Origin of the sequence: Nocardia terrae (assembly GCF_009760405.1) — a bacterium.
In the GTDB taxonomy this organism is placed as follows: Bacteria; Actinomycetota; Actinomycetes; order Mycobacteriales; family Mycobacteriaceae; genus Nocardia; species Nocardia terrae.
Window position 1 is genome coordinate 333,263 of sequence record NZ_WRPP01000001.1, and the last position, 11,967, is coordinate 345,229.

Sequence of the window (11,967 nt, forward strand, 5' to 3'; positions counted from 1 at the left end):
GTGGTGATGTCGATATGGCGGCTTCCGGAAGGGGCCTGGCACCGGCACTCTGGGCTGCATGGCCCACCTGGACACCCCGCCCGCCCCCGGGCACGCGGACGATTTCGCCGAGCCGCCCGCGCGGCCGTCCACCGACCGCACCGCGGCCTTCATCGACCTGCGCGAGTGCTGGCCCGGGCTGAGTCTGACGGCGGTGGTCGTGGTGCTGGTCATGCTGATCAGCCGGTGGGTGCCGACGGTCAGCCCGTTGCTGATCGCGATCGTCGTCGGAGCCGTGCTCGCGAACGTCGTGGCGCTGCCGCAGCGCTTGCAGCCGGGCCTGCAGTTCTCGTCCAAGCGGCTGCTGCGCATCGGCGTCGCGCTGCTGGGTCTGCAACTGACCTTCAGTGACATCCTCGGATTGGGCCCGGCCGTCATCGCGGTGGTGATCGCGATCGTCGCCCTCGGCATCGGCGGCACCATGCTGATGGGCCGCATGCTCGGCCTGACCTGGACCCAGCGCCTGCTGATCGCCTGTGGGTTCTCCATTTGCGGCGCGGCTGCCGCTGCGGCCGTCGACGGTGTGATCGACGCCGAGGACGAGGAGCTGGTGACCACGATCGCCTTGGTCGTGGTGTTCGGAACCCTGCTCATCGGCGTAATTCCCATGCTGTCCAGCATGTTCGGGCTCGATGCCCGCACCAGCGGCCTCTGGGCCGGTGGCGCGGTCCACGAGGTGGCTCAGGTCGTCGCGACCGGTGGCGCGCTCGGCGGGGCCGCACTGACCGTCGCCGTCATCGTCAAGCTCGCCCGCGTGGTGCTGCTCGCCCCGGTGCTGGCGATCGTCGGCTGGCAGGCCCGCCGGCGCGACCCGTCCGGCACGGGAGTCCGCAACGCCCCGCTGATTCCGCTGTTCGTGATCGCGTTCCTGGTCTGTGCGGCCCTGCGCACCACCGGGATTCTGCCCACCTCGATCCTCGGCCCCGCGAAGCTGCTCCAGACCGGCCTGCTCACCGCCGCCATGTTCGCGCTCGGCACCGGGGTGCGGATCGCCGCGCTCCGCCGGGTCGGCCCGCGCCCGCTGATCCTGGCCGCCCTGTCCACCGTGTGGGTGAGCGGAATCGCCTTGGCCGGTGCGGTATTGGCCGCCTGAACGGATCGCCGTCGTCTCACATGACCGCCTCGTCATCGGACTCCGGCACGGCGGGAGTCGGGTAGAGGTGGTGGATGGTGAGGGCGGCGGCGAGCAGCCGGGAGTCGTTGGGGTCGCTGGGATCCAGGCCGGTGAGTTCGGCGACGCGGCGGAGGCGGTAGCTGAAGGTGTTGGGGTGGACGTGGACTACCGCGGCGGCGGCCTTGCGGTCGGCGGAGCCGTGGCGGATGTGAGCGTCGAGGGTTTCGAAGAGGTGGGGGTGGTGCAGGATCGGGGCGATGCGTTCGGCGAGGCGATCGCGGGCGGGGCCGGGGCGGGTGAGCTGGTATTCGAGCAGTAGGTCGTCGAGGCGGTAGACGCCGGTGGGGCGGCCGAGCAGGCGCGCGAGTTCGGCGAGGTCGGTGCTCTGCCGCGCGGCGGCGGGCAGGTCGGCGCGCGGGATGCCCGGGCATTCGGCGACGAAGACGTCGACGCCGAACTGGTCGGCCAGGCTCGCCGCCAAGCGCTTGAAGGGGCCCTCGCCGATCTCGGTGAGCGGACGAGATCGGCTGGGCAGCAGGGCGATTCCGTTCGAGCCGTCGAAGGTGTTGAGGACCGTCGTGCCGAGCAGGGCGTCGAGGGCCTGCTGGAACTGCCGGATACGGCGGCGGGTGACCATGGTGTCGGCCACCAGGATCAGGGGGTCTGGGCGCAGGTGGAAAGTGAGGACGTCGTAGCGCTCGGCCAGCGCGGTATCGGCGCGCGCGGCCAGTTCCTCGACCGGAGCGCCGCGTAGCAGGGCCGAGCACAGGGCCCGGCGCGCCTCGCGTTCGACCGTGTAGATGGACTGTTCGACGTCGGAGTGCACCTCGGAGATGGTGATGGTGATGTGCATGAGCGCCTCGAGCATCCCGCGGCCGACCGCCACGACATCGGGCAACTCGTGCGGCTGCGCGGCCGCGGCGATCTCGTCCCAGAGGTAGCGGGCGCCGCCGAACAGGCCGGTCATGAGCTGGCGCAAGGGAATTCGGTCCTCGGCGTGCCGTTCCACCACCGGTACGACGTACTCCGAGACCTCCTCGGTGGTGATTCCGCGCCGTTCCTCGATGGCCCGGATGAACGCCACCGCGCCAGCGAGCAGGCTCGGCATGACGTCGGCGAAATGGTCCTCGGGCAGATTCTCGAGGCCGGGCACCGCGTTCAGCGCGGCTTCGAAGACGCCGGCGGCAATCTCCGGTAGCCGTGGCATCAGGCGGGCCAGAATGGGCGAGTCATCACCCAGTGCGGGAACGAGGGCGAGCATCTGCCGATTGTTACCAAGAACAGACTCGAGCACCAAGGAATGTGTGCGAAATACCAATCGGCACAGCATCATCCCTGGTCGCCGTGACACCAAACGGTTGCTTGCTATGGGGTGTGGCCACTTTCACCCGGTCCGGAATAGATTTGTTTCCCGAAACTGAATCACACTTCGTGAATTGTCTCCGAATACAAAGCCGTTCTTCATCTTTCGCATTCGAGTCAATTCACGGTTAAGCTCCTGTAGTGTCCCTCTCGACTTCTCGAATGGTGTCAGTGGACGAACTCCCGGGGCCCAAAGGCTGGCCCCTGGTCGGAAATCTCCCGCAATTGACACCCTCCCTGCTGCATCGCCAATTCGACTCCTGGGCAGACGAATACGGGGCGCTCTACCGGCTCGGCATGCCCGGCCGCCGGATCGTGGTGGTCAGCGATCCCGAACTCAACAAAGAGATCCTGCGCGACCGGCCCGGCGGCTTCCGGCGTCAGTCCGCCATCGAGTCGGTCATGGACGAGATGGGCTCCAACGGCCTGTTCTCCCTGGAAGGCGAGGCGTGGCGGCGACGGCGCAAACTGGCCATGCCCGCCTTCAACGCGACCCACCTGCGTGGTTTCCAGCCCACCCTGGAGGCCATCACCGAACGGCTGCGGCAACGCTGGGAACGCACGCCCCCGGAGGACGTGCGGGCCGAATTGACCCGCTACACAGTCGATGTCACCGCCAAACTGACCTTCGACTACGACATCAACACCATCGAACAATCCGGCGATGTGATCCAGCGCCATCTGGAACTGATCTTCCCCATTCTGAATCGCCGCCTGAGTATGCCGCTCCCGTATTGGCGGTATCTGAAGCTCCCCGACGACCGGGCCCTGGAACGGGCCCTGGCGGCCCTGCGTCAGGATCTCACCGCCGTCATCGCCCGCGCCCGCGTGAATCTGCCCGAGCGGCCGACGAATTTCATCGAGGCGCTGCTGCTGGCCCAGGACGGCCGCGGTTCGTTCACCGACGACGAGCTGTTCGCCGAGGCGCTCACCATCCTCATCGCCGGTCAGGACACCACCAGCAATGCCATGGCCTGGCTGCTCTACCACCTGGCCGGTAAACCCGAAGTGCAGCAGCGGATTCGGGAGGAGGTCGCCGAAATTCCGTCGGTGCTGGAGCGGCAGCCCTATCTGGAGGCGGTCGCGGCGGAATCCATGCGGCTGCAGCCCACCACGCCGCTGCTCGGCATGGAGGCGGTCGCCGACCGGACCATCGCCGGGGTGCGGATCCCGGCCGGGACCTGGGTGATAGTCAATGTTCAGCACGCCGGTCACCAGGAGGAGAACTTCAGTGACCCAAACACTTTCGATCCGGATCGCTGGCTGAACTCCGGTCCCGGCAACCATCGGCCCGACACCTCCACCCCCTTCGGCTCCGGTCCGCGCTTCTGCCCGGGTCGCGGCCTGGCCATGCTGGAGATCAAGAGCGTCACCGGCATGGTGTGCCGCGATTTCGACATCGCGCTGCCCGCGAAGGCCGAACCTCCCGGTGACCGTTTCCATTTCGCCGTCATCCCGACCGGCATGCGGCTCGATATCACGAGAAGGGATCGCGCATGACGATCAAGCGACTGTCAGCCACCGACGGCGTCTGGCTGTCCCTCGAATCACCCGATATGCCCATGCATGTCGCATTCCTGATGGAGTTCACCGCCCCGGACGGGGATGCGGCCCGCTTCGTCCGGCGCTGGCGCGCGCAGGTCGTCGCGCCGATCGCGGTGCCGCAGCCGTGGAATCTGGTGCCGGTCGGCGGTCCGCTGACCCGCCTGGTCGCCCTCATGCGCGAGGCCGCCGAGGTCGACCCGGCCGACCACATCCGGACCTGGCAGCTCAATCGGACCGGCGACCGCCGCGAACTCGTCGAGCTGGCCGCCCGCATCCACCGCGAACAGCTCGATCCGACTCGGCCGCAGTGGGAGATCCACCTGGTCGAGGGGCTGGCGGCGGACCGCTTCGCGCTCATTCTCAAGGTGCATCACAGCCTGTTCGACGGCGCGTCGCTGATGCGGCTGTTCATCGATACGTTCTCGACGGATCCGGCCGACCGGGACACCCCGAATCTGTTCACGGTCGGCCGTGCGAATCCCGATGCGCCGCAGCAGGTTCGGTCCGCCGGTCGGTTACGGACCCTGCTGGCGACGCTGCGCGGTGTGCTCGAACTGGTGCGCGGTATCGGTGCGGCCGGTCGTGACGCACTGCGCCGGGCCCGCGGACGCACACCGGCACAGCGGGCCTACCAGCAGCCCGCCTCCATCTTCGACGGCCCGATCACCGGCCGCCGGGACCTGTCGCTGCGCCGCTATGACCTGGGCCGGTTCAAGCGACTGGCCAAGGCCGCGGACTGCACCATCAACGACATCGTGCTGTACCTGGTGGGCACGGCGCTGCGCGAATACCTGAGCGAGCATGCCGAACTCCCCGACCGCACGCTCACCGCCGGTGTCCCCGTGGATCTTCGGGAAGGCGACGACGACCGGGTGGGCACCCGCGCGGGCATGATGTTCACCGCGCTGGCGACCGATATCGCCGATCCGGCCGAGCGTCTGGCCGCGGTCCGTGCGGCCATCCGCGCCGCGAAGCAGGAGATGGCGGGTCTTCCGGCCAACACCGTCATCGGCTACGGGCTGGCCGTCACCCTGCCGTGGATCATGGGCCTGACCTGGGGGCGCGCCACCACCCCGGCCTCGCATCCGATGGGCATCTCCAATGTGCCCGGTCCGCGAAATCCGTTGTACTGGAACGGTGCCCGGCTCGAGTCGCTGTACCCGATCTCGTTGCTCATGCACGGCAACCCGTTCAATGTCACCTGTGTGGGTTACCTCGACGCGCTGCACTTCGGCGTGCTCGGCGCGGCCGACAAGCTGCCGTCGATGGAGTACCTGACCGAGGGGCTGGACGCCGCGCTCGACGAGCTGACCGCGCTGCTGTTGCCCGCCGAGGAACGCGCCCTGCCGTCGGCGGGGTGAGACGAGACAACAATGCTCCCGGTCCCTTTCGGGGCCGGGAGCATTGTCGTGTCCTGGCGAGCCGACCAGGATAGCGGGGGAATCAGGCCGGGAGTGCGGAGAGCCCGCCGATCGATTCCACCCACGCCACATAGCGATCCAGCCCGTCCCGCAGGGAAACCGTGGGGGCATAGCCGAAATCGCGCCGGGCCGCGCCGGTGTCGTAGGTGTTCGACACCGTCAGCGCCGCGACCGTCCAGCTGGACAGCGGGGGAGCGACGCGCGACTGCAGGCCGGGGATCTTCCAGATGGTGTCGAAGACCGCGATGACGCCGTCCAGCACCGGTTTCGGAATGGTCCGGGTCGGCGGCGTCAGGTCGAACGCGGTCGCCAGGTCGCGGGCGAAGCCCCACAGATCGACGTCCTCGCCGTCGGCCAGGAAGTAGGGCTTGCCCGCCACCGCGTCCGAGCGCGAGGCCTGCACGCAGGCGCGCGCGGCGTGCTCGCAGTAGGTGATCGAGACCAGCACCGGCTTGCCGCCCGACAGGTCGGGCAGACGGCCGGAACGAATCTTGTTCAGCAGCAGCGTCATCCAGCCACCGGAGCGCGGTCCCCAGATCATGCGGGGACGCAGGGCGCAGGTGGTGAAGTCGGGCCCGTTCGCGGCCAGGACCTCGCGCTCGGCGATCGCCTTGGTCTCGACGTAGTAGCTCTTGGGGTTGCGCACATAGGGTTCGGACTCATCGACGCCGAATCGGTCGCGATCGTATTCGGTGGCCACGCTCGGGCTGCTGACGAAGACGAAACGTCCGGTGCCGGCCTTGCGCGCGGCATCCATCAGTCGCCGGGTGCCCTCGACATTGGCCTCCCAGAACTGGTCCCGATGGCCGGTCTCGGCCACCCGCCCGGCACTGTGGTGCACGACGTCGACCCCTTTGCAGGCGGCGGCGAGCGACTCCGGGTCGCCGAGATCGCCGTGTGCGATCTCCACCTCGGGCAGCGAGCGCAGATAGCCGAGATCGGCGGTGGGGCGGGCGAGCACACGCACCTGGTCGCCCGCGGCCAGGGCCTGGTCGACGATGTGGCTGCCGAGGAACCCGGTGCCGCCGGTGACGAGGACCTTCATCGCTGGTTTCCTTCCTTGTCGTAGCCGAGCCGGGCGGCCGCCCATTCGGACAGCGCTTCGCGGCCGATCTTGGCGTTGTGCCGGATGTCGACCGGGAAGCCGTCGTGGCGCAGGAAGGTCCGGATCGGGGCGGTGATCTCGTGGGATTCGGCCAGCTGCCGCAACTCTCGCTCGATCCGGGGGCCTTGGCCGCGGTCGACGCCCGCGTGGGTCTCGTAGCAGAGCACCGGTACCTGCGCACCGGCGCGGCCGACGCCGACCAGCGCGCTGCGGTGGACATCGGGGTGGGTGTTGAAGATCTGCTCGCACTGCACGGTGAACAGGTCCCCGGCGGCGGTGCGCACTCGCTGGGAGATGCGGCCGCAGAACCACAGTCGGCCGTCGCTGTCGCGCCAGGCGAGGTCGCCGATGCGGTGCCAGCGGCGCAGGGTGCCGTCCGGGAGCCGTTCGTCGATCTTGGCGCGGGCGTCGGCGGCCGGGTTGCCGTGGTAGCGCTGACTGACCTGCGCTCCGGTGGCGGCGATCTCACCGATCTCGCCCGGAGCGACCTCCAGATCGTCGGTCCAGAACGGGATTTCGTCATCGGTGATGCGAATGATGCGTACCCGGGTGTCGCTGTCGGTCTCCGGCAGCGGTCGTCCCACACAGGTGCCCGCCCCGTCCACGGTGCGTTCCCGCAGCGCGTCGAGCTCGGACCATTCGAGGGTGGTCAGCGGCAATGCCTCGGTCGCACCGTAGGTGGTGAAGACCCGGGCCCGCGCACCGAGGGCGCCGCGCACCGCGGCCAGCGCCTCCAGGTTCGCGGGCGCACCCATCGAGATCACCGTGGTGAGTGCGGGCAGCTCGATTCCGGTGCGGCCCAGATAAGCGCCGAGCGGACCCAGCAGGGCGGGCGAGGCGGTCAGATCGGTGATCCGGAAGGCGCGGGCCACCTCGACCAGCAGTGCGGGATCGGCCTGCGACACCTTCACCGGATCCACCGGCCCGAGCACCACGTGCGCGCCCTGCAGCAGATCGAACAGGCCGAACAGCGGCACCGTCGCCAGCGAGACGAAACCGTCGGCGCGATCGTGCAGATCGGTGACCACCCGCAGCGAGGCCGCGAAGCCCGCGCGGGTGAACTCCACTCCCTTGGCGGGCCCCGTGCTGCCGGTGGTGAACGCGATCATCAGCAGATCCTCGGGCGCGTGGGTGACCGCGACCGGCTCGCCCGCCCGGCCGCGGTCGGCCAGCTGCACCAATGTGTGACCGCCCCAATAGGAGCGAGCGCCCGCCGTGACGTGCACGCGCACCGAGCGGAAGGTGCGGCGAGCGGCGATCCGGATCAGATGGGCCTCGGGAACCCCGATGAACGCCTGCGCGCCGACACTGCGGAAACAGTGCAGCATGCGATTCACGCCCATGCCCGGGTCCACCACCACCGGCACCGCGCCGACCCGGAACAGCGCGAAGATCACCGCGAACAGGTCCGGATCGGGCCGGACCATGACGATCGTCTTGATGCCCTCGGTGATTCCGATCTCGGTGAACGATCGCGCGTAGGCGTCGATCCGCTCGCCCAGGTCGGCGAAGGTCAGTGCGTCGAAGGCCGCGCCGACGCTGCCTCCGCCGCCCGGCGGCCGGGTCGGATAGCTGACCGCGGGCAGACCCGCGTATTTCTCGATCTGGCGCGCCAGCAACAGATCCGGGTCGTCGAATAGCGGGTTCACGCGTCCCCGTCCACCCGGTAGCGCACGCACGCGGCCATCGGACCCGAACCCGCCGCCAGGAACACCAGTTCGGTGCCGGGCGTCAGCGCGCCCTGCTCCCGGAGCTGGTGGTAGGCGACGGCCAGGCCCGAGCTGCCGGCGTCGCGGTCACCGGTCATGGCCTGATAGCCGCGGGCGAATCCGAAGTCCGCCGCGAGGCCGTCCGCCAGCCCGGGCACCGGGTTGTTGGTGACCAGAACGGTTCTGCTCGTGTCGATTTCGGGCTGATCGGCCAGGTAGCCGCGCAGCGTATCGGCCGCCGTCGCCGTGATCACGGTGGCGAAATCCGGTGCGAGATCGACCGTAATCGTGCGCTGCCCAGCATTTCCCATGGCCTTCAGGTCGAGGTATCCGGCGACACCGGGATTCGTGCCCGCCGCCCGGCCGCGCACCGGGGAAATCCGCAACGGGCCGAATCCCGTCTCCCGATCCACGCCCTTGCTCAACAACCAGGCCGAGCCGACGGTCGCGTACCGGAAATCGTCGGGCCGGTGGGCGATTCCGCCCGGGTGCGCGTCACTGCCGACCACCAGCACCCGCTGCGCGGTGCCATTGGCCAGCAGCGCGGTCGCCGCCTGCACGGCGTTGAGCACCCCGCACGCGCCATTGCGCAGGTCGAACGAGAAGGTGGAGCGGCCCGAGCCCGCCTCGTAGTCCAGGTGCATGTCCAGCCCGAGCTGGATGAGCGCGGAGTTCGCGGGCTCGACCACGTTGCCGTCGCGGTAGACGCCGACATTCACCAGCACATCGATATCGGCGGGCGCGATTCCGGCCCGCTCCAGGCATTCCCGGCCCGCGGCCACGGCATGGTCGATGGATCCCGCGGTGGCCGGGGCGGCGCTGATCGCGGATTGTTCGATGACAACGGACATGTTCATCCCACCAGAGAATCGAGAGTGGCCGACATGACGCCGAAGATCATTCCGGAGGCGGTCGGCACCACGCAGATCTTGGAACCCTTCGGTATTTCGCCCCGCGATATGTAGTCGTATATCGCGAGGAAATGCGTGCTGGCACCGGTATTCGCGTATTTGTGCACGGTCGCCAGCCGCGGCGGCATTTCCGCCTCGTGGATCTTCGCGCCGGATTCGGCGAGCTTCTCGGTGAAGGCCACCCCGAGCTGATGGAAGACGATGAAATCGAACTTCTCCTCGGCGAAGGTGGTGCCGCGCTTGACGAGCCGGTCGCGGTGCAGTTTCGCCCAGGTTTCCCGGCGCGGGGCCGCCTGCATGGTCATATTGTCGGTGAGCATGATCATGTTCTCGGAGGCGTCGCTGGGCTTGGCGATACACAGCGGGGAGAACTCGGCGCAAGTGATCATGTCCACGTAGTGGATGCGGTCGTGCTCGTCCTCGGCGCGGTCCACGATCACCGCGACGGCGGCGTCGGCCAGGGTGAGCGCGGGGAACTGCAGATCGCGCACGTCCTTCGCCTCGGCGAGCGCGCCCTCGGTGACCGGGGAGATGATCTCGGCGGTGACCACCATGCCGGTGCGCACCAGTCCTGCGCGAATCATGTTCTCCAGCAGGTAGATCGCGGTCATGGTGCCGCCGCAGGCATTGACGACGTCGTAGCCCGTGGCATTGTCCGCGCCGATTCCGCGGGCGATCGCGTGGGCGGCGGCGGGTTCGAACACCATGTGGAACCCGTCGTGCACGGTGGTGCCGGCGCTGATGATCACATCGATGTCGGTGGCCTCGTAGCGCGAGCGCGCCAGGCAGTCGCGCGCGGCGCGGACGCCGAGGGAGAGGCTGTCCTCGCCCGCCGACCGGTCGACCATGCGCCGGGTGCGGATTCCGGTGATCCGCTCGACCTCGAATTGCCCGCCGCTCGACATTCGGGCCAGTACTTCATCCGTGGTGTATTCGCGCTGGGGGAGAGCGGCTCCCAGCGCACTGAGGCGTGCGGCACTCACAATCGTGACTCCCGATCGTAATGGGATGGATGGAACTGGCGAGTGGCCGTCCCTGTGAATCCACCGAGGCGAACAGTGGCTCGGTTCGGATTCCACGGACGCTAGAGACGAGTTCCATACGGTGTCAAGGAAACCCGGTCCCGGGAGCGACAGAAGTCACCCGCGGGCCGTGTCATATCGAATGCCACTGCTCCCGGAAAACCAATGGCGACAATGCTTTTTGGCTTCGGAGACAAAGTCGGGAGTCCGGTTGCGAGGGAAAGGAATTCCTGGTTACTCTGGCCGAAACCGGCACCCTTCCGGCAATCGATGATCGGGCCATCGCCCGCAATCACCTCGAGTCCGCGCGTCGTCGCGCGATCCGCCCGCCAGATTTGGAGCACCTTCGCGATGACCTCCACCGCCACCGTCACGCCGATCGCACACCGCACCGTCTCCCACGCCGCCCCTACCGCGCCCGGCGCGATCCCGCTGCTCGGCCACTGGCCGCGCTTCGGCCGCCGCCCGTACCGATTCCTGTCCACGCTCGCGGCGGTGGGACCGGTTGTGCGCGTGCGGATTCCCGGCTACGACACCTATGTCGTCACCGACCCGGAGCTGGTCCGCGAGGCGTTCGTGGCGCTGTCGGATCAGGGTTTGATGATCGAACGCGCCGAGGCGCTGCTGGGCGAGGGCGTGACCGTGCTGCAGGGTCAGCGGCATCGGCGCGAACGGCGCATGATCGCGCCCGCCTTCGCGAAGTCGCGGATCGCGCGCTACGCGGCGGTCATGACCCGGCTCGGGGCCGAGCGCGCCGCGTCCTGGCGCAACGGTGATTTCCTCGCGGTCAACGAGCAGATGCACGACCTGGCATTGCGCACCGTGGCGGGATCGCTGTTCACCGGCGAGCTCGGTTCCGAGACAGCCGAACACATCCACCGGCTGCTGCCCCCCGTCATGACCCTGCTCTCGCGCCGCGTCACCCGGCCCGCCTGGATCGACCGGCTGCCGCTGCCCGGCAATCGCCGGTTCGACCGGCTGGTGGTGCAGATGAAGGCGGCCACCGGCGCCATCATCGCCGCCTACCGCGCCGAGCTCGCGGCGGATCCGGACCTCGATCACGGCGACCTGCTCGACACGCTGCTCAAGGCCCGCGACGAATCCGGCGGTGCGCTCACCGACTCCCAGGTGCACGACGAGCTGATCAACTTCCTGGTCGGCGGCACCGAGGCCATCGGGGCCACCTTGGCCTGGGTGTTCCACGAGCTCGGGCAGAATCCCGAGGTGGAGGCCGCGCTGCACGCCGAGGTGGACGCCGTGCTGCGCGCGGACGGACCGGCGCGGGCCGCGGAGTTCGGCGACCTGGCCGAGCTCGAGGTCACCAAACGCATTGTGCTCGAGACGTTGCGCAAGTACTCGCCGTGGCTGACGGTCCGGCACGTGCCCACCCCGTACACCCTCGGCGGTGTCGAGATTCCGGGTGGCAGCATGCTTTTCGTCTGCCCCGTGGCGGTGCACCGCGACCCCGCCATCCACCCCGACCCGCAGCGCTTCGATCCCGACAGGTGGCTGCCCGAGCGGATGGCCGACATGTCCAAGGGCGCGCACATCCCGTTCGGCATGGGTGCGCGGCAATGCCCCGGAAACGTGTTCGCGCTCACCGAGATCGCCCTGCAGGTGGCCACCCTCAGCGCGCACTGGCGGCTGCGGCCGGTGCCGGGTATTCCGGTGCGGGAGACCGTGATCGGCGCGCTGGTGCATCCGGAGAAGCTGCTCATGCGGGCGGAGGCGCGCTGACC

The 11,967-nt window shown here is 68.8% G+C and carries 10 protein-coding genes; 4 read left to right on the forward strand and 6 right to left on the reverse strand.

Annotation, left to right across the window (positions count from 1 at the left end; genetic code table 11):
• The first annotated feature begins 58 nt into the window (after window positions 1–58).
• On the forward strand, window positions 59–1,132 hold the full coding sequence (locus tag GPX89_RS01395; protein ID WP_157354671.1) for a YeiH family protein: 1,074 nt from the start codon (window positions 59–61) through the stop codon (window positions 1,130–1,132).
• Window positions 1,133–1,148: 16 nt separating this feature from the next.
• Here GPX89_RS01395 and GPX89_RS01400 read toward each other — a convergent pair whose 3' ends face one another.
• On the reverse strand, window positions 1,149–2,414 hold the full coding sequence (locus GPX89_RS01400) for a PucR family transcriptional regulator (RefSeq protein WP_157354672.1): 1,266 nt from the start codon (window positions 2,412–2,414) through the stop codon (window positions 1,149–1,151).
• A gap of 272 nt (window positions 2,415–2,686) precedes the next feature.
• On the opposite strand from GPX89_RS01400, the gene GPX89_RS01405 reads away from it, so the two are divergent.
• Both GPX89_RS01405 and GPX89_RS01410 read left to right on the forward strand, forming a co-directional pair.
• On the forward strand, window positions 2,687–4,015 hold the full coding sequence (locus GPX89_RS01405; RefSeq protein WP_157354673.1) for a cytochrome P450: 1,329 nt from the start codon (window positions 2,687–2,689) through the stop codon (window positions 4,013–4,015).
• Window positions 4,012–5,421, forward strand: a complete 1,410-nt coding sequence (locus GPX89_RS01410; RefSeq protein WP_157354674.1) for a wax ester/triacylglycerol synthase family O-acyltransferase — start codon at window positions 4,012–4,014, stop codon at window positions 5,419–5,421. The genes GPX89_RS01405 and GPX89_RS01410 overlap by 4 nt, the downstream gene beginning before the upstream one ends.
• Before the next feature lie 82 nt (window positions 5,422–5,503).
• Here GPX89_RS01410 and GPX89_RS01415 read toward each other — a convergent pair whose 3' ends face one another.
• The 5 genes from GPX89_RS01415 to GPX89_RS46160 form a co-directional block, all read right to left on the reverse strand.
• Complete coding sequence (locus GPX89_RS01415; RefSeq protein ID WP_157354675.1) at window positions 5,504–6,526, reverse strand: NAD-dependent epimerase/dehydratase family protein; 1,023 nt, start codon at window positions 6,524–6,526, stop codon at window positions 5,504–5,506.
• Complete coding sequence (locus GPX89_RS01420) at window positions 6,523–8,235, reverse strand: fatty acid CoA ligase family protein (RefSeq protein ID WP_157354676.1); 1,713 nt, start codon at window positions 8,233–8,235, stop codon at window positions 6,523–6,525. The genes GPX89_RS01415 and GPX89_RS01420 overlap by 4 nt, the downstream gene beginning before the upstream one ends.
• The gene (locus tag GPX89_RS01425) at window positions 8,232–9,152 is read right to left on the reverse strand and encodes a beta-ketoacyl-[acyl-carrier-protein] synthase family protein (RefSeq protein WP_157354677.1); all 921 of its coding nucleotides are present in this window, start codon (window positions 9,150–9,152) and stop codon (window positions 8,232–8,234) included. Before GPX89_RS01425 ends, GPX89_RS01420 begins: the two co-directional genes overlap by 4 nt.
• Window positions 9,149–10,189: a 3-oxoacyl-ACP synthase III family protein gene (locus tag GPX89_RS44205; protein WP_157354678.1), complete on the reverse strand. Its 1,041-nt coding sequence runs from the start codon at window positions 10,187–10,189 to the stop codon at window positions 9,149–9,151. Before GPX89_RS44205 ends, GPX89_RS01425 begins: the two co-directional genes overlap by 4 nt.
• Before the next feature lie 101 nt (window positions 10,190–10,290).
• Complete coding sequence (locus tag GPX89_RS46160) at window positions 10,291–10,620, reverse strand: hypothetical protein (RefSeq protein WP_407939301.1); 330 nt, start codon at window positions 10,618–10,620, stop codon at window positions 10,291–10,293.
• On the opposite strand from GPX89_RS46160, the gene GPX89_RS01435 reads away from it, so the two are divergent.
• Window positions 10,580–11,965, forward strand: coding sequence for a cytochrome P450 (locus GPX89_RS01435; RefSeq protein WP_157354679.1), 1,386 nt, complete (start codon window positions 10,580–10,582; stop codon window positions 11,963–11,965). The two genes, GPX89_RS46160 and GPX89_RS01435, sit on opposite strands and share 41 nt — an antisense overlap.
• Window positions 11,966–11,967: the final 2 nt, after the last annotated feature.

Coding starts and splice junctions, on each gene's coding strand:
- GPX89_RS01395 (WP_157354671.1), top strand. CDS start 59: ATGGCCCACCTGGACACCCCGCCCGCCCCCGGGCACGCGGACGATTTC.
- GPX89_RS01400 (WP_157354672.1), bottom strand. CDS start 2,414: ATGCTCGCCCTCGTTCCCGCACTGGGTGATGACTCGCCCATTCTGGCC.
- GPX89_RS01410 (WP_157354674.1), top strand. CDS start 4,012: ATGACGATCAAGCGACTGTCAGCCACCGACGGCGTCTGGCTGTCCCTC.
- GPX89_RS01415 (WP_157354675.1), bottom strand. CDS start 6,526: ATGAAGGTCCTCGTCACCGGCGGCACCGGGTTCCTCGGCAGCCACATC.
- GPX89_RS01425 (WP_157354677.1), bottom strand. CDS start 9,152: ATGAACATGTCCGTTGTCATCGAACAATCCGCGATCAGCGCCGCCCCG.
- GPX89_RS01435 (WP_157354679.1), top strand. CDS start 10,580: ATGACCTCCACCGCCACCGTCACGCCGATCGCACACCGCACCGTCTCC.